Source organism: Mycoplasmopsis gallopavonis, assembly GCF_900660635.1.
GTDB lineage: Bacteria > Bacillota_I > Bacilli_A > Mycoplasmatales > Metamycoplasmataceae > Mycoplasmopsis > Mycoplasmopsis gallopavonis.
Genome location: NZ_LR215032.1, coordinates 371,902 through 391,248 on the forward strand (window position 1 = coordinate 371,902; position 19,347 = coordinate 391,248).

13 protein-coding genes are annotated in these 19,347 nt (G+C 28.8%); 2 read left to right on the forward strand and 11 right to left on the reverse strand.

Annotation, left to right across the window (positions count from 1 at the left end):
• Positions 1–13 precede the first annotated feature (13 nt).
• On the reverse strand, positions 14–1,627 hold the full coding sequence (locus EXC53_RS03950) for a PTS transporter subunit EIIC (RefSeq protein WP_119571779.1): 1,614 nt from the start codon (positions 1,625–1,627) through the stop codon (positions 14–16).
• Positions 1,628–1,794: 167 nt separating this feature from the next.
• Here EXC53_RS03950 and EXC53_RS03955 point away from each other — a divergent pair, with 167 nt between their 5' ends.
• Positions 1,795–4,233, forward strand: a complete 2,439-nt coding sequence (locus tag EXC53_RS03955; protein ID WP_119571778.1) for a PfkB family carbohydrate kinase — start codon at positions 1,795–1,797, stop codon at positions 4,231–4,233.
• A gap of 233 nt (positions 4,234–4,466) precedes the next feature.
• On the opposite strand, the gene pgmB is transcribed toward EXC53_RS03955, so the two are convergent.
• Genes pgmB through EXC53_RS04300 form a run of 5 tightly spaced genes read right to left on the reverse strand, consistent with a single transcriptional unit; the run spans position 4,467 to position 11,164 of the window.
• Complete coding sequence (gene pgmB / locus EXC53_RS03960; RefSeq protein WP_119571776.1) at positions 4,467–5,132, reverse strand: beta-phosphoglucomutase; 666 nt, start codon at positions 5,130–5,132, stop codon at positions 4,467–4,469.
• Positions 5,125–7,494, reverse strand: coding sequence for a glycosyl hydrolase family 65 protein (locus EXC53_RS03965; protein WP_119571775.1), 2,370 nt, complete (start codon positions 7,492–7,494; stop codon positions 5,125–5,127). Before EXC53_RS03965 ends, pgmB begins: the two co-directional genes overlap by 8 nt.
• 10 nt (positions 7,495–7,504) lie before the next feature.
• Entirely contained in the window at positions 7,505–9,142 is a 1,638-nt protein-coding gene (locus EXC53_RS03970) for an alpha-amylase family glycosyl hydrolase (protein WP_119571774.1), read from the reverse strand.
• Positions 9,143–9,150: 8 nt separating this feature from the next.
• On the reverse strand, positions 9,151–10,242 hold the full coding sequence (locus EXC53_RS04295) for an alpha-amylase family protein (protein WP_223214517.1): 1,092 nt from the start codon (positions 10,240–10,242) through the stop codon (positions 9,151–9,153).
• The gene (locus EXC53_RS04300) at positions 10,124–11,164 is read right to left on the reverse strand and encodes an alpha-amylase family glycosyl hydrolase (RefSeq protein ID WP_223214518.1); all 1,041 of its coding nucleotides are present in this window, start codon (positions 11,162–11,164) and stop codon (positions 10,124–10,126) included. Before EXC53_RS04300 ends, EXC53_RS04295 begins: the two co-directional genes overlap by 119 nt.
• A 199-nt stretch (positions 11,165–11,363) precedes the next feature.
• On the opposite strand from EXC53_RS04300, the gene EXC53_RS03980 reads away from it, so the two are divergent.
• Positions 11,364–12,578 (forward strand): IS3 family transposase, encoded by a 1,215-nt coding sequence (locus tag EXC53_RS03980; protein ID WP_129724679.1) that lies wholly within the window; start codon positions 11,364–11,366, stop codon positions 12,576–12,578.
• A gap of 47 nt (positions 12,579–12,625) precedes the next feature.
• On the opposite strand, the gene EXC53_RS03985 is transcribed toward EXC53_RS03980, so the two are convergent.
• The 5 genes from EXC53_RS03985 to EXC53_RS04005 all read right to left on the reverse strand — a co-directional run bounded on the left by EXC53_RS03985 (position 12,626) and on the right by EXC53_RS04005 (position 19,338).
• Positions 12,626–13,288 (reverse strand): winged helix-turn-helix domain-containing protein, encoded by a 663-nt coding sequence (locus tag EXC53_RS03985; protein ID WP_119572327.1) that lies wholly within the window; start codon positions 13,286–13,288, stop codon positions 12,626–12,628.
• A 94-nt stretch (positions 13,289–13,382) separates the two neighbouring features.
• Positions 13,383–15,170: an ANIS5 family metal-binding protein gene (locus tag EXC53_RS03990; RefSeq protein ID WP_119572328.1), complete on the reverse strand. Its 1,788-nt coding sequence runs from the start codon at positions 15,168–15,170 to the stop codon at positions 13,383–13,385.
• Positions 15,171–15,416: 246 nt separating this feature from the next.
• A complete protein-coding gene (locus tag EXC53_RS03995; RefSeq protein WP_129724669.1) occupies positions 15,417–16,691 on the reverse strand; it encodes an IS3 family transposase in 1,275 nt (424 codons plus the stop codon).
• A gap of 31 nt (positions 16,692–16,722) precedes the next feature.
• On the reverse strand, positions 16,723–18,054 hold the full coding sequence (locus EXC53_RS04000) for an ABC transporter ATP-binding protein (protein ID WP_119572027.1): 1,332 nt from the start codon (positions 18,052–18,054) through the stop codon (positions 16,723–16,725).
• A gap of 3 nt (positions 18,055–18,057) precedes the next feature.
• Positions 18,058–19,338 (reverse strand): ABC transporter ATP-binding protein, encoded by a 1,281-nt coding sequence (locus EXC53_RS04005; RefSeq protein ID WP_119572028.1) that lies wholly within the window; start codon positions 19,336–19,338, stop codon positions 18,058–18,060.
• Between the last annotated feature and the right edge of the window lie 9 nt (positions 19,339–19,347).

Consider the following 19,347-nt stretch of genomic DNA (forward strand, 5'->3'; position numbering starts at 1 on the left):
TAAACCTAAAAAATTAAGCAATTCATTTTTGGAATTCTTTTTTACCAAAAGTAGATGTTCAAAAGACTGTTCCTGCAATTGCAATAACTGATGCAAGCAAGTTTCCAATAAGCATTTTGACACCATTAGACATATGACTATGAATCACAAAATTATAAGGTAAAGTTGAATAGTATTTTAATTCACTCTCAGTGATTACTCAGCTGAATTGAATTGCATTTCCAATTCATGATGCAGAACCATTACTAATTGCGTAAGTTTGTGACATTCCTAATCAATAACCAGCAATACCAGAAGCAATCGCACCAATTACAAGTGGATATTTAAGTGGTAAGTTAACTCCATATAAAGCTGGTTCAGTAATTCCTAAATTAGCAGAAAGAGCTGATGAAGAAACTTTTGAAATTTGTTTATTTGATTTAGCTACAAAAAGCATAATTAAGATTCCAATTCCAACCATACCTTGTGCAATATTAGAAGCTGTTGCAATTGGAGTAATTCAGGTCATTCCTTGACCAAATTTTTGAGCTGTATCTGCAACCAAAAGAGTTTCAATTGGTAAAAGACCTTGGTGTAATCCTGTAATAACTAAAAATGGATATAAGAAACCAATAATTAAACCACCTAATCCAAAGAATGGGAAGTTTGTATAATGTCAAATACTTTTGAATGCAATTCCTAGTCCATCTGAAATTGCACGACCAATTGGTCCGATAATTCAAAATCCAAAAAAGACTGTTCCAAAAATAGTTACAAGTGGAACACTAAGAATTGCAAATGATTCATGTGAGAATCTTGCAGTTAATTTTTCAAGTCAGTATCCTAAGTAAACAATCATTAAAACTGGAACAACTTGTGCTTGATATCCAATTAATGGGAAGCTAAAGAATCCTCAGCTTTTTGGAAATAAAGTGTAAGCAATGCTTTTTTTCTGTGACAAAATAGCATTAATTTCTTCTGGTTTTGCATTTAAATTAAGAGTTTCAAATGCACCTTGTGATCATGAATTCATAAGTGATGGAGCAACCATAATAATTCCGATTGCCAGTCCATAAAATGGATTTCCACCAAATTTTTTCATTGCAGTATATCCAACAAAAGCAGGTAATGCACCTAAAATTCCTCCACCAATTAAATCAAAGAATTTTGATAATCCTAATATAGTGTATGAATTTGATTTAAAAGCACCAATAAAACTATTAAGTGCTAAGGCAATCCCTCCTGCAATAAATATTGGAATTAATGGAATAAAAATTTCAGCAAAAGATCTAATTAAAGATCTAATGTTAGTAAATAAATTACTTTTAAATGAAAGTGTTTTATCTCATTTAAAAGTTTTTGAAGCAGTTTCACTAGTTGCTTTTTGGACTTGGTTGTTATTGATTTTTTGATAATTTTCAAAAACCTTATTAACTAATCCTGCACCAAAAATAATTTGAACTTCATTTCCTGATAAATTGACAGCTTTAGCAAGTTCTGTTTCTTTCAAAAGATCAAGATTAACTTGTTCAACATCATTGACAACAACTCTAAAACGAGTTGCACAGTGATAAACTTTTTGAATATTAGATTTTCCACCAACACCATCATTAATTTGTTGACTAATCTTAGTTCAATCGTAGTTCATAAAATTCCTTTCTTTTATTTTGAAGTAAAAAGATTCTAAGTAATCTTTCAACTAATAAAAAATTTTACTATAATTACAAAAGATATTAAATTTTTATTAAAGCCTATTTTATAGGCTTAATAATTCGAAATAAATTTACTAACTTTCTAAATACAAAAAGGTTAAATATGCAAGATAGAAAAAAATTTTACAATAATCAAATCACAAAAATGCAGCAACTAGCAAAAAACCCTTATTATGGTGAACGCTTTGCTTTTTTAAATAAATCTCAAATTAGAATTAATCAAAAAATGAGAAATAATTCACCTTATTTAAATAAAGTTCATTTAACACCATTTGCAGGTTTAATGAACGATCCAAATGGTCTAGTTTACAAAGATGGATATTACTATATTTTTTATCAAAATGTTCCTCAAATTGCAATGCATAAAACAAAATTATGAAGTGCTTACCGAACAAAGGATTTTCAAAATTTTGAAAATTTAGAAGTGCAAATTGTTCCTTCAATCCCAAATGATTGAGATGGAGTTTTTAGTGGTGGTGCTTTAAATTATCAAAATCAAATTTATGCTTATTACACCGGTAATACCAAAACTTGATTGAATGAACAAGAATTTGAACGAGGATCAGCTACCATTGTAACAAAATTTGATGATCAAAAACATCATTTTGAAGACAAAAAGGTTTTATTTGAAGTTGATAAAACAATTTATACAGGTGATTTTCGTGATCCTTTTCCATTTATTAAAAATAATCAATTTTATTTATTTCATGGAGCTCAATTAAAAAACACTAAAAAAGGTGTTATTTCAATCTATGAATCAAACTTCCCTGATCGTGACTTTAAATTCAAAGGAACTTTAGAAATCCAAAATTTCCAAACTCCTGATGCTTATATGTACGAATGTCCAATCTTTTTTGAATTAAATGGTTATGATGTACTTAGTTTCTCAACACAAGGACAAAAGTTTTTTAAAAATCAAAATGAAAAAAATGATAATGTAGTTTTATTACTTGGAAAAATGGACTGAGAAAACTTAATTTTTGAAGTAGAAAAAGTCAGTCACGCCGATCTTGGGTTTGATTTTTATGCTCCACAAATTTTTCACAATACACCAAATGATGAAATTATTTATTTAGGTTGAGCTGCTAAACCACAAGATTTAGAAGCAGCTACTTTCGATGATGGTTATGCTCACCACATGAATTTTCCACGTCTTTTAACAATTAAAGAGGGAATTTTATTCCAAAGACCATATCAAATCCAAAAACTTCAAAATGATGATAAACAAAAAATTAGTCACTTACAAAAACTTGAAAATAAAGCTTACTTTTTAGATTTAAAAACAAAAGAACAAAATTTTGAAATTAAAATTTCAAATGATCTAGGCGATCAAATTAAAATAGATTATCAAAATCAAATTTTTAAAGTGGACCGCAGTTTAATGTCAATTTGACAATCACCCGAAACTGGTTTAGCTTTTGAAAGAAACATTTCAAAAATTGATTCACTTGAAATTATTTTAGATACTTCTTTTATTGAAATCTTTATCAATCAAGGGCAAGAAGTATTTAGCAGTAAGTTTTTTATCACTAATAATAAAAAACTTGAACTCCAAAATATCGAAGGAACAATCATGTCACTTAAAGAATTTCAAATAGAAAATCCAAATCCAAAAACTATCATTTTACCTGGGGAAGCATTAATTGATAAATACCAAATTAATGGAAAAGTTTTAGAAAAAGTCGGCGGAGCACCTTTAAATGTTTGCGGTGCAATCGGGCTTTTAAATTCTCGTGCTTATTTTTTAGGAACAATTGGAAATGATGCTTATGGAAAGCAAATTCAAGAATTTTTTGTAAATAATCATTTAAATTCTGATTTTCTTTCAATCACTAAGAAGCCCACAACAATTGCTAATGTCATTCTTGATCAAACTGGTGAACGTAATTTTACTTTCCAAAGAGGAGCCGATCAAGAATTAGAACTTAAAAATGATTTAAAATTTGATGCTTTGGTTCTTTCTTCTGCAACTGCCTTTTTAGGTGGTAAATTATTAGATACTTATTACAAGTTAGCACACCAAGCACAAAAAGAACAAAAACTAATTTTCTTTGATCCTAATTACCGTGATGCTCTTTATGGTGAAAATCTTGCACATTTTCGTAATTTAGCATTAGAATTTATTGATTTTGCTAATGTGATCAAATTATCAGATGAAGAATTAGAGCTAATCTTTAATCTAAAACTTGAAGAAATTCAGCAATTAAATTTAAAGTATCAAGATAAAATTTTCTTAATTACTCTTGGAGCCGAAGGAACACTTGTTTATTTCAAAGGACAAACAAAGATAATTCCAAGCATCACAGCAAAAGTTGAAGATACAACAGGAGCTGGCGATTCTTTCTTTGGTTATTTTATTGCTCAATTTGTCGAGCATGACTTTGATTTTTCAAATTTAAAAATCAAAGACTTTGCTCACATTGTACTCAAAGCAAATATTTGTGCTTCATTTGTAATTTCAAAACCAGGAGCAATCGAATCACTTCCAACAGTGCAAGAAATCGAGAAAAAATTTAATGAAAAACTTATTCAAGAATCATAAAATTCAATTCATTTTAGCAACTTGTTTTATAATTGGTCTTTGTCTTGGATTAATTTTAGGAATTGTTTTATATAAAAATGTATCCGCTCAATTTGCTTGATATGGTTGAATTGTTTGTCCAATTGGACTAGGATTATTCATTACTCTTCTTGTTTACGGTTTTTTTAATCTTTTTGGAATTTGAAAAAGAATTGATAAAAAAAGCAAATCTTAGTAGATTTGCTTTTTATTTATTATTTAAATTTTGCAAGAATTTCAGTAAGACTAAGCTCACTTGTTGATTGAAGAACTAAATCGGCTTGTGAAAAATCTTCACTAGATCCGTGTGTAATTGCAATTGCCCGAATATTAGCACTTTTAATTGCAGCAACACCAGCTGGTGCATCTTCAATTCCTAAACATTCAGAGTTTTGTAAATTCAGTCCCTCTGCTGCTTGAATAAAAATATCAGGAGCAGGTTTACCGTGTTTGACATTGCTTGGATTAACAATAAAATCAAAATAATCTATTAACCCTAATTTAGTTAAAATAGTTGGTGCATTATGACTACTTGAAGCAATTGCTAACTTGATATTATTTGCTTTAGCTTCTAAAATAAAATTTTGAATATTAGGCAAAATTCAAGAAGTATTTAATTCAGTTGCTAAAAGTTCTTTGTATTTTGCGTTTTTTAAATCACAAATTTGATCTAATTCTTGATCACTTAATTTTTTTTCAAATTTCTTTAATTTGAAAATAGCAAGCAAGGTATCTTTGCGAGGTAAACCTCTTAATTTTTCATTTTCTTCATAGCTATAATCAATTCCTAAATCTTTAACAATTAATTGTCAAGCTTTAAAGTGCAAAATAGCTGTATCAGCAATAACTCCATCTAAATCAAAAATTAAACCTTTAATCATGTTTTACCTCAAATTTTTGAATTTTATGTCCAATTAAGCGTTCTTTGCCTTGAATTATAATTTTTCTTGGTTCAAAACTTTCCAAAGCAAAAATTGAAAATTCATTTTGGTTAACCGAAACTTCAAATTCACTATTTTGGTATTGGAAACGATAAGTTAAACTTGATCATTCTTTTGGTAGAAGCGGATCTAAATGTAAATTGTCATTGTGTCAATCTAAACCACCAAATCCAAAAACAATCATTTGATAAATTGCAGCTAAAGAACCTGCATGAATTCCTGCATTCGAAGAAGACATATTAGTTCCAAGATCAATGTTAATTCCATACTTAAATAAAGAATACGCCTTATCTAACATTTTCAAACGAACCGCTTCTAATGCGTAAGTTGCAGGTGAAAGTGAAGAATCATGAGTTGTAATTTCTTCATAATAATTAAAGTTTGCCACTCTAACTTCTTTATCAAATAACTCAGGAAAAATATTTAATAAAAGAACCACATCTGCTTGTTTTACAAGTTGACTGCATAAGCGTTTGTGTCCTTCTTGGGTTGAGAATAATTTTTTACCCGCATCACCAAGCATCTTAAATGGTGATACATCAATTTTTGGTAAAGCTAAAAATTGATCATTTTCAGCGATAATTAATTCTTGATTTGGTAATTGTTGTTTAAGTAATTGTGAAACTTCTTTCATCTTTGAAACATTAATTTTGTAAGGTATTTTGCTTAAAATACGTTCAAGAATTTCTGGGCTATGTTTTTTAAGTTTGTTGATGTATTTTAATGCTAAATCAATATTAAATTTGGCTAAATAATTAATATAAGCATTGTTATCGATATTTCCTTTATATTCGTTTGGTCCCATTACATCTTTAATTTCATAGCTACCATCTTTTTGTTTTTCTGCTCTGTTGGTGTAAAAGTATCCAGTATCAATGATCATTTCATAACCCATTGATTTCATAAATCTTTCGTCATTAGTGATTTTGTAATATTGATTAACAGCATAAGCTACATCGGCAGAAACGTGAATTTCTTGTCTACGTGATGCAATTGGAACTTGGACACCAGTTACAACATCTGCTTGTCCTCAATATGGACAAACTTCGCCCTCAGTTGGTCAAGCCATTTCTCACGGAAATTGTGCACCTTCAAGATTTGATTCTTGGAAACGTTCCTTAATTTCAAGTGCTTTTTTTCTTGCTCCATCAATTCCTTTATATCTATAAGTTAAAAGATTACGCACAATTTTAGGATTGTTGAAAAGATAAATTGGATTAATGAAAAATTCAGTATCTCAGTAGGTATGACCTTGATATCCTTCGCCTGAAAGTCCTTTAGCTCCAACATTCATATTACTATATTTTTTAGGAACAAAATTATTTAAATGAAAGATCGTAAAATCCAAAGCTAAAGAATCGTATTGAGCTTGTTCGCCACCTTCGATTTTCACATAAAAAGTATTTGAAAATACTTTTTTCATCGCTTGAATTGAAGCATTTTTTAATTCTTGATAGTTTGTTTTTAAAAGTTCTTGTAATTTATTCTTTGCATTTTCTTCAACAGCTTCCGCTTTAAGAACATGATTTGAATCAACGCTAGTGTGAACAGACATTAATTTTTCTAAAACAACTTCATCACCTTGTTTGAGATTTAAATTAATTTTAAAATAAATTTGTCTTCGTTTAATATCGATTTGATAATCATCTCCGTTTGCTTCAACCATTTTTCCATTGACAAAAAGACGAGTTACCATATTGTGGATAACTAATCGTTTTGAAAAAGTTGTTTTTTGAAACATTTGAAGTGATTGATTTGTTGGTCTACTTTTTAGTCCTTCACCAAAATGTTGAGTTCCGTTATTAGTTACTTGTCCATTAATTCCTGCACGAATAACAACATTAGTCTTTTTATTTTGGTTTTCTAAAATTTTAATAGAGATTTTTTGACCGTAGACATTATCATCAACTTGTGACACAAATCTTTCAAAATTAAGCTGATATTTTTCGCCTTTGCGTTCTGCGGTCACTTCACGAGTTAAAACTCCGTCATGTAAATGTAAAGTTTTAAGATAACTATCATTTTCATTAACTTCAAAAACTTGGTGATTAAAAGTTATTGAAGTACTTAAAGTGTCTGCTAAATTTGCAAGTTCACTCACTTCATTTTTATTATCTTTATTAAAAATACCATTAACAAAAAAATCTTCTTTATTATAGGTTGTGATTTCTTCATCAGCACTTCGAATACCTAAATAACCGTTTCCTAATGAAAAAATACTTTCTGTTTTAGCAACAACATTTCTATCAAAACGTGTTTGGCTAATTGTTTTATTTTTAAGATCGTATTTTAAAAATTCCATAATTTCCTTTCTATTTTTGAATTAAAACAGACTCATAAGGTCTTAATTTTGTTTCTACTTGTTTATTATCATCATAACTTGAAAGAATTTGCTTTCCACTAATTTTTGTAAGTTCTAATTCCTTGCTTGTCATATTTAAGTACACATAAACTTCTTGGTCTTTATATTTGCGAACCACTTCAATTACACCACTTGGTTGTAAATCGATTGTTGATGTTCCATCAATTAAAAGATCTTTTAAATCATTTGTTCTTAACTGAATTAATTTCTTGTAAAAATTCAAAATACTTGTTGGATCATTTGCTTGACTTGCAACATTAATTTCTTCTTTATTGTGTCCTCTTTTAATTCAAGGTTCTGCTCCGCTATTAAATCCAGCATTGACACTTGTATCTCATTGCATTAATCCTCGACCAGCATCACGAGAATTAATGTTACAGTATAATAACATTTCACTTTCAGAATAAATTTGTTTTTGATCAACTAGTTCCTTGAAACCATTAAAAATATCAACATCTCGAAACTCATTACGAGAGTTAAAAATTGTATTAGTAAGACCGATTTCTTCCCCATAGTATAAACAAGGAACTCCTTTTAAAGAAAGTAAAAGCAGAGCATGAGTTTTCGCACTTTGTTTTCTAAAGAAAGTTTCACTTCCTCATCTTGATACACTTCGAGCAGTGTCGTGATTAGATAAAAAGTTAGTAAAGCTATAAGCTGGAATGGCTTCATTTTCTTGGAATGGTTTTTGTTGATAAACAAATTCACGATAATCTCAATTAGCATCATATCCATTTCTACCAGTAACTTTACCTCATCCAATTCATCATCATGCAAAGTTGTAGTAATTATCTGCAACTTTGTTTTTGCTTAAACCATAGTTTAATAGTTCGTTCGCAGAAATACCACTTGCTTCTCCGAAAGTATAAGCATCAGGTTTGTTTTTGAAAGCTAATTCATTAAATAATTGAAGATATTCAACAGCTCCATCACATCAAACAAAAGCAGGATTTGCAGCAACATTATCGAAAGTTTTAGCAACGTGTTTGATTGCGTCTAACCTAAACCCTCTAACACCTAAGTTGTATCAAAAATCAATCACTTCCGCCATAGCCTTGCAAGTATTCGGATTAGCTCAGTTTAAATCAACTTGCTCTTTGGCAAAAAGGTGAAAATAATAACGATTGACACTTGGCACATATTCTCAAGCTGGGCCACCAAAAATACTTTGAGCTTGTTTCTCTGCTTCAGAAAGTTCATCACGTCAAATAAAATAATCGTGCTCTTTGTTTGTACGAGATTCACAAGCTTTTTTAAATCATTCATGTTGATTTGAAACATGGTTTAAAACAATATCCATAATAATGTCAATTCCACGTTTGCGAGCTTCTTTTGTTAAAGTTGCAAAGTCTTCTAAAGTTCCAAATTGTTTTCAAACAGATTTATAATCCAAAACATCATATCCTGCATCAACAAAATTTGTTTCATAAATTGGACATAATCAAATTCCATTAATTCCTAAATCTTTTAAATAATCTAATTTACTAATAATTCCTTGTAAATCTCCATTTCCATCATTGTTTGAATCGTAAAATGAACGAGGAAAAATTTGATATAAAATTTTATCTTTAAGTTGTTTAATTTGCATCTTATCTCCTATTTTTGTAGTAAAAGCACAGAAGAATGGGCTTTTACTTGATTATTTTTTAAAGCATCTTGTTCAAGCGAACTTGTTAAAACAATTTCATAATTTGATAAATCATAATTAAAATTTGAATCGCTAAAATTATGAATTACTTTTAATTTTTGTTCTTGACTACAAATTGTAAAAACAATAATTCCTTGATTAGAATCAACTAGTTCAAATTGATAATTTTTTAAGACTTCATTTTTAGACATTCTAAAAAATGTAGTAGCATTTCTAAAATAATTGAGTTTTTGAACAAATTCAAAAACATCCTTAACTACTAATGGATTTTTTAAGTGTTGTCACTTTAAACCATTAGTATAATCTGTGGTTTTATAAGAATTATCTTGATAGCGGTTTTGATCTGCGTTTTCGTTAAATTCATCTTGATAATGTGATTCAAAAGAACGGTGTTCTTCCATCCCGCTTTGATCTAGTGGTTTGGTTTGTAATAATTCTGTTCCAGCTAGCATTAATTGACGACCATTAGTTGCAACGCTTAAAATTAAGGCTTGACGATATCTTTCAATTCGCTCTTCAAAGCTTAGATTCTTTGTAGAAGTTAAAAGTTTATCTCATAAAGTCGCACCGTCATGACAGTGTGAATAAGCTAAATTCATTCCTTCATTGGTCACAAAAAGATCATATTCTCCATTTGAGTGACTAAAATTTTGAAAATCATAATCTTTTAAATTACCAACAATTGAACTAACATATCTTTTGAAATATTCTGGGTTATTTTCAACATATAAACCTAAATTTGAGTGACTTTCATCACCTTTAATTGCATCTCTTATCGTATCGTTAAAATAAGCAAAATTTAAATTATTAAAAGTTGTTCCTTTGATATAAGACTTTTGATATTCTAAATCACTAAATGGTCAAGCTTCACCATGTAAAATCAAATCAGGTTTGATTTTGCGTAATTCAAAAGCAATTTCATTAATTGTCTCTTGGTGCATAAAACATGAAAGATCAAAACGAAATCCATCAACATCATAATTGATTAAATAATTTTTTAGCGAATCTAAAAATAATTCGTTTAACCATTTTTCTTTCATCAGCAAGCGGCGGATAACTCACTGGAAAGATTTTTGCTTGCTCTCTATAATAATAACCAGGTAAAATGTTGTTGAAAATTGTGTTTGTCATCATATGGTTGTAAACAACATCCACAATGACTCCAATACCTTGTTGATGAGCTTCATCAACAAGTTTTCGAAATTCAATAATTCGTGCATAAGGATTGCTTGGATTTGAAGAATAAAAACCATTTAAACTAAAATAATTGTGCGGATCATATCCTCAGTTATAGTTAGTTATTCACTTTTTACCTTCACCCTTTCCATAGATTTGAAAATCTAGATCATTAACTGTATAAGTACTTTGAAGTGGTAAAAATTGAACATGGGTAAAATTTAATTTTTTTAAATAATCAAATAAATTTGCTTCTAGTAAGGCATTAAAAGTTCCTCTTCTATTTTGCAAAGTACTCGGATCTTTTAAGCTTGTAAAATCACGGACATGCAATTCATAAATTAAAGGATCAACGCTTTGGAAAACTTTGTTAAGTTTTCGAGGTTTTTTCCCTGCTTTGGAACTTCCTAAATCAACAAACGCACCTTTACCAACTTTTGTTTCCTTACCTTCTCAATCAAATGGAGCCATGCTTAATGCATACGGATCTAATGCAAAAGTTTCGCTCAGATCAGGATGAATAATTTTAAATTGATAATAATAACCATCAAATGAATTTGGAAGATCAATAACTCAATCAGTGTCTTGTTTTGACATTTTTTGTTTGAGAACAATTTGCTCAGGATTGTCTTTATCAAAAACAATAATAAAAACTTCTTTAGCAACCGGCTGTCAAATTCGTACATGAATTAAGTGATCAATATAATTAATTCCTAAGGGTTTATCATGAGCATATTTTTGATCAAATTCTTTAAAAAAAGCATTATTTTGCAATTGTAAATTCATAGCTAAATAATTATATTTAAACGATGTGGTAAATATGAAACTAACCTTATTTCTTGTCCCAACAAATTATAAAGTCCATAAGAGAGAAACAAAGGTATATGGCTAAGGTCAAATAATAAAAAAATAGCCAAAAATAAACTAGGACAATAAAAATTAACATTCCTTTAAACTAGGACAATAAAAATTAACATTCCTTCGAATGTTCATTTTTTATATTTTTAAAGGAGAAAAAATGGGTAAACATTTTACAGAAGAACAAGAAAAAGAAATTTATAATACATTTTTTCAATTAGGCAAAAAGTATGCAATTGAACTTATGTATAAATATGGTGCAAAAGCAAAAGATAAATATGTGAAAGCAAGATTACGAGGAATATTAAAACATTATAATTGTAATATGAATAAAAAACCAAGAAAGCCTGGAACCGGTAGGTCAAGAAAAGTGAAAGAACAAGATATAAATTGAGACATTTTTACACGAGAAGATTTAATTGAAATTGCAAAAAGATATAGAGAAATTACAAAAGATAAATTTAAAACAGAGAAAGTTCAAGAGGCATCAAATATTAATATGGCTTCGTATAAACTTGCTATTTTGTTGTATCTTTGTAGACAAACAATATCCAAACATAAAAGAAATAATTTTGCTCCTAAAAATAAATCCAGAAAAATAAAGTACCAAGACTTGATTATTGATTCATTTAAACAAAATAGATCTAAATATGGTAGACAAAAATTAAAATATTTTATCTTAAAGCACTATAAAATAGACATAAACGAAAGAACTCTAGGAAGATATATGAATGCCTTAGGTTTATTTTGCAATATCAGAAAAAGAAAAAAATTAAAAGAAGTAAAGAACACATCTATCATAAAAGAAAACATTGTGAATAGAGATTATAACGATGTATATAACAGAAATATATATGCTACTGATGTAACATATCTCCCAGCGACAAAAGATGCGATAAACAATAATGTTTATCTTTCAGTAGTGATTAAACATAAAACTAAAGAAATAATTAGTTTTTCTCTTTCCAAATTTAATGATTCAAAATTAATTTACAAAACATTTGAAAATGTTGATTTTGAAAAAAGTTTTATACTACATTCAGATCATTGCTCAACTTATACATCTGATGATTTTTCTCGTTTTATTCAAAATAAAGGTGGAATAATTTCACTTTCAAAAGTGGGAAACAGTTTAGATAATAGAGTTGTGGAATATTGATTTTCAAATTTAAAAACTGAATTAATTAGAGATTTAAATATCAAAGCTATGACTTTGAGTGAACTAGAAAAAGTAATATCTAATTATGTTAATTGATACAACAAATTTAGAATTCAATCATGTCTAAATTGAAAAACCCCATACGAATATAGTATGGGGCTATCCAATTTGATAAATTGTTAATTTTTTCTGTCCTAGTTTAAAAAAGGCTATTTTTAGAAGATTTTTGCTTAACTTGTAAGCGAAAATTCTTGATGATAAAATTTAAAATGTTTGGGATGAATGTAAAACATTCCAGCAATTGAAATACTATCAATATCATATCCAAAGAATCGAATAACAGGAACAAGATTATATCCGAACATTTCTTTTTCTACTAATGTTACTTCATAAACAACATTAGTTAATTCATTTTTAGCAAGCAGAATATCAACAATCGGTTTGCTAATATCAACCGGTTCGTATAAATCTACATTTTTTAATGATAAATAAATTTCTGATTCTGCGATTAATTCTTGATTTTTATAGTATTTTTTTCTAAAAGTACGAAATCCATCAATAAAGATGATTCTCTTCTTTGTTGTTCATTCAGGGAGAGTGACTGGGTCTAGTACTTCATCACCCACTTGCCGATCAGATTCAAAAAGAAAACTAACTGGCTTAATTAAGTTATGGAAGTTTTCGGCAACAAAATGTCCACGCTTTGAAATTGAATATGCAGCACCTAAAGATTCTAACTTTTGGTAAGCTGATACAACAACATTTCTTGAACAATCAAATTTATGCATAAGTTGATGTTCAGAAGGCATGATTTTGTTAACCGGAATTCTTCCTGATTGGATTAAATCCATTAAATACTCAATTATTTGAGTTGTCTTATTTTTTTTCTGCATATTTTAATTATAAACCTTATTTAATTATTTATAAATTTCCACAAAGTGCAAGAATTTGCGAAAATGTTTGGTTTAAAGAAAAATTAATTTTCTATTAAACCTCATTTGAACCAGCTGATGGTCTTGTACTTGATGAAGAAGTTTCATCCATAACATGTTTAATTTTTGTGTATGAGTAGTATTGAAGAACAAGAGGTGTTCTAGAAAGAGGAATATTAGCAAAGAATTGATCTTGACCTTCTCCATATAAGAAATCATAAACATCTTCTGTAACCATACCTGCTTGAATTGCGAAATCAATACTATTGAGTAATTGAGAAACATTTACTTTTGTTGCAGAACTTCCAAAATCTTTCATTACATATGCAGAAATTCCACTTATTGCATCTTTTTGTAATGTGAAGAAAGTTTTGATAACAAGATTTCTTAATTCAACAATTTTATTATAAACTTTGAAGTTTTCGACAGATTCATAAGCTATCGGTAAAGGTGCTGCTTTTGAATTTAAAGAAATTGGTCTTGATGAACTAGAAGTAGTTTCTAAGATAACTTTTTCTTGATCACCTTCTTTTCATAAATTAAATGAATTATTTTTTTGTTTAACAAGATACAAGAATTTATTCTCAATATTTGTTTTTATATCTTCTGCTAATATAAATGAATTAAAAATGTTAAATGCTTCTTCGTTTGTCGGATTTTCACTAACTTGTGCTTGTCCCACTTTTTTTATCGCTTCAAAATAAGGTGCATAGAATTTTTGTGTAAAGTAATTACCTCTACTTGAAGAATTAGATTTAGCAAGTACAATGATGTTTTTAATGAAATATTTAGATACTTCAAGAGCTCATTTATTGACAAATTTTTTAATAAATTCAGCATTTTCTTGAATTTCTTCTTTTGTATTTGTGAATAAAACTAAGTTAGTATAAGAACTAACATATCCTCTTGTATTATATTTTAATGTTGCAATGTGAGAGTTATATTCTTCTTTAAATTCATTAAATTGACTTTGAAGGTTATTTTCGCCTTTTATTGCATCAAAACGTTTGAGTAGAGTTCAAGCTGCCGTTCTTACTTTAATTAAATCAATATAAGCATCTAATTTATCTTGTTCTGTAAGATATTGGTTATATACTACTAAAACTCTTTTAAGAACCTCAGAAGCTTCAGCTGCTTTATCTGTTTCTCTAATAACAACTGATAAAAGAAGTTCAAGAGCTGGTGCTGAAATAGGGTTAGTAAATCAACTTGTTTTAATATATTGTTCTTGAATGTATTTTACTTTTTCACGAATTGAGTTAAGGATATTAGTTTTGTTGTATCCTTGACTTTGTCTTTTGTAAGTTTGTGATAAAGCATTATAAGCTTCTTGTTTTTGAGCAGCTGTTGAGTCAGCGTTTGCTAAAACTGCTTTATATGAATTTAAAGCTGTTGATAAAGGTTGTGAGTAATTTGTAAACTCAATTTCATTAAAATTAGAAATTAAAGTTTCTACTTTTGATAAAAGAGCATTTGAATTTGTTTCATCAAAATTTGCAGGTGTAGTTTCTTCATTTGTTTCGGTAGAAGTAGCATTCCCGTTATCTGATGGGTTTGTTGTAGTTGTAGAACCACCTTGTTCACTACTTGGTTGTTCTGGTGTAGTTGTAGAATTATCATTTCCGTTATTATTTGAAGAAGAATCATTATTTGTGTCGCCAGTGTTGTTAGGATTTGGGTTTGTTTCTGGATTTGTTGGTTCAGATTTAGGATTTTCTTCTTTTGGTTTTGGATCTTTTGGTGCTTCTGATTTAGTTGTATCCTTACATGATACAACTAAAGCGAATGGAGCTATTGAAGTCGCTGAAGCTGACAAAAGTAAAAATTTTAACTTTTTAGTCATTTGTGTCTCCTTAATGTTTTTTATATTTGATTGAGATAATTTTACCATATTTTACAATTCTCAAAATTGCGAGGACAACAATTAAAAAGCAAAAATTTTAAAAAAATGCAAATAAAGCTTAAAATTTGCATTTTTAGAAAAAAGATAATTTTTTGAATAAAAAAATAAAAAAATTTCCATACTAAAAAAGAGAAAAAGCAAAAACAAAAAGCACTTAAACTGGGACACGAAAAGTGGACAAAAAGTTTAATTTACTAAAACACCTCAACACTCTTGAGGTGTTTTTCAATTTAATACTGATTGAATTCTTTCGTTGTTGTATCAAAACACAAAATCATCAATCAGTGATTTTAATTCATTAAAATTTATTTTTGTAATATCGATTAATTTTAAACATTCTGATTTTAAAATTGAAAAGAAATATTCTGCTTCTCTATTATCTAAAGAATTTCCTACTCTACCCATTGATACAACACCATTGTTTTTCTGAATTAAATCTACATAAGTTTTTGAAGAATATTGGAAACCATGATCAGAATGAGCTATTCATTTTTTATCCATTTTGATTTTAGACATATGTTCCATTACTAGTTCTAAATCATTTCTTTTTGAAAGATTATAATTAACAACAAATTTGCTTTTGTGATCAATCGCAACAAATAAAAATACAAAATTGTTTAAGCAATCTTTTGGTGCAGAAATATAAGTAACATCAGTGGCAATTATTTGGTTTGTCTCTCCGTGATAATCACGATTAACAAGATCTATAAATTTTACGTTTGTGTTCTTTTGTTCTCTATCTATTTTCTTTCTTCTGATTAAACAAAATAAGTTTAATCTTCTCATCGCTCTACCAATAGTCCTATAATTTAGATCTATTTGGAATTTTGTTCTAATATAACTTTCCAATCTTTTTCTACCAAACAAACCCTTATTTTTCTTAAATGACTTAATTATTAATTCATCATATTTAGTATTTACAGATTTTTTTCTTGTTTGCTGCTCTTTAGTTTTTAGATTGTGAATTGTTGACTTAGATTTATTAAAGCATAGGCCCAATTTTCTTGTAGAAAGTGAAGATTTCTTAATTTTAGAAATATCAACTTCAATATTATTTCTATCAAAAGAGTCTTTATAAATTTCTAAAATTTCAATCAATTGTTCCTTAGGCATTTTTTCTCATTCCTTTTTTACAATTTCAATAGGAGTAATTTTTTGCCTTTTTGGTCTACCTGACCCTTTACCTTTTTTAGATGATTTACCTGTTTGCGATTCTATATTTATCATTCCTAAATTATATCTGTTATACTTGAAGACAAAATATTTTTTAGCCTCATTGAATTTTCTATCAAAAAAACTAAAACCTCTGATTGAATAATATTTAAGTTCAAAATCATTTTTTGATATCAAATTATTTTTGTAATCTTCATAACTACCGAATAGTTCTAATCATTCATGTGCCTTTAATTGTCTCATAATACCTCCTAAATATATAAAAACACGAAATATGGTTGTGTCCATATTTCGTGTCCTAGTTTAACTTGCGTGCTTTTTATTTTCAAAATTCTTGTTTTCACTCTTTTATTTCTTCCGGAGTTCCTAAAACATAATGATCATCATTAATTTTATTTCAAATTGGTTGCTTGTCTTCATTATATCCGTGCATTGCTGGATTATAAACATACCCAATTAAAGAACCTTTGGTTCCATGAATAGATGGCACTGCATCAAGCAAGCTCTTTGTATAAGGGTGTAAAGAACGCTTCATAATTTCTTCTGTTTTTCCAACTTCTAAAAGTCTTCCCTTATTCATAACAGCAATTCTATCTGAAATATATTCAACCATCCGAAGGTCGTGAGCAATAAAAAGAATTGTTAAGTTATATTTTTCTTTTAGTTCGTTAAAGATGTTAACAACTTGGGCTTGAATTGAAACGTCAAGAGCGGAAATTGGTTCGTCAGCAACAAGAAGTTGTGGACGAAGCACAACTGAACGAGAAATTCCGATTCTTTGTTGTTGTCCTCCACTAAATTCTAGTGGATAACGCTTTAGAACACTTTCATCAAGACCAACACTTTTAAGCATATCTACAACTAAAATTCTTTTACATTCTTTTTCAGATAATTTATTTAACTTGTCACGTTCTTGTTTTTGCTTAGAAAGATATTCTAACGCAGCTTGATTTTGAATTGATGCAAGTTCATCTAAAAATCTTTCGTAAAGTGCTTGATATGCAACATTTTCATTTTGAGCAATATCAGCAGAAAGTTTTTTTGCAAACTCACCATAAAACTGCGGATACTGAGCTTCTGGTAAAAGTTTCTTTAATTCTTTTTCAACTTCTTGATCAAAGTTATAAAGATAAATTTCCTTAGCATTTTTTGTGTTATCAAGTCCTTCGGATACAACTTTTTCAACATTAATGTGAGGGTTTAATGAGTTAGCTGGATCTTGGAAAATCATTTGCACTTTATTAACCATAAAGTTTTCAATTGCTTTATATTCTTTTAAAGCTTTACCAAATTTAAATCCTCGTTTAAGTTTTTTAGGTAAAGTTTTATCTAATAACTGGATTTCACCAAAACTATAAGGAACAAGACCAACTAAAGTTTTACCAATGGTACTTTTTCCACTTCCTGATTCACCTACAAGACCTAAAACTTCACCTTGATAGATATTTAAACAAAAGTCAGAAACAGCTTTAAAAGCTTTTGAACCAGAACCATAAGTAATATCCACATTTCTTAATTTAACTAAAATGTTTTCACCATGTTTTGGCAATAACATTTCTTCTGTTCCTGGTGTTAAATATCTGTAATATTGTTTTTCACCAAAAATAGTACGTTTAGTTTCAACATAAATTGATTGTTCTTTTTGATTCATAAATTAAGCTTTATAAATAACTTTACTTGTTCCGTTATCTGCATGAGTTGCGACAACTTCATGTAAATTATTTTTTAAAGCGTAGTCCTTTCATAATGAAGCAATAACTTTTGGTGGTTCATAACTTGGTGCGTTAACATCAAGTAAAGCACTTTTTACTCTATGTGTTTCTGAAACATAGTAAAAGCTTGGTTCTTGTTCAAAATCAATCCCAAGAGCGTAATCATTTCTTGGAGCAAAAGCATCTCCGACAATATTATTTAAGCTAGCTGGCACGCTTCCACGAATTGTTTTCAATCTTGTACCTAAGTTTAAATCAGGCATACTTAAAATTAAACCTCAAGTGTAAGGATGTTGTGGAAATTCTAGAATCTCACGAGCTGTTCCTTCTTCAATGATTTGACCAGCGTACATAATTGAAATGTAATCACTAATTGAAGCTACCACTCCAAGGTCGTGAGTAATGAAAACAATAGATAAATGAAGTTTTTCTTGTAGATCTTTAATAACATCTAAAACAAGAGCTTGAACAGTTGGATCAAGTGCTGTTGTTGGTTCATCCATAACTAGCACTTTTGGTTCAAGAGCAACAATTGCAGCAATAACCACACGTTGGATCATTCCACCTGACATTTCATGTGGATAAAGTTTCATAACTGCTTCAGGATCATTAATTTTAGTAAGTTTTAAAAACTCAATTGCCCGAGCATAAGCTTCTTTTCTGTTTTTAACAACTTTGTTAATTAACATCCCTTCCATAATTTGCTCACCAACTTTCATTGTTGGATTTAAAGTAGACATTGGGTTTTGGAAAACAGCAGAAACTACTTTACCACGATATCTTGAACGCTCTCAATCTTTTAAGCTAAACTCTTCAACATTATTGTTGTAAAGTTTAATTTCACCGCTATCAATAACAGCATTATCTCCTGTTAAACCATAAAGTAAAGAAGTGATAACACTTTTTCCACTTCCTGATTCACCGATAATAGCATGCACTTTCCCTTCATAAATTTGAATGCTTGGTCCTCTAAGAACTTTGTTTTTCTCACCTGGACGAGCTGGGTTAGTAAATGATAAATGAATATCTTTGATCTCAGCAGCTATTTTTAATTTAGTTCCATCATTAAATGTTTTGTATTGGACATTCTTGTAAAAATCTTCTCAATCAAAAACGGCTTCACGTCTTTTCTTAAAATTAAAGAAGTTAAGTGTTGATTGTTTAAAGTTTTTAACAATCAAAAATGACTTATTTTTGATTTTATTTAATGTTTTATCTAACATTGCTTAACC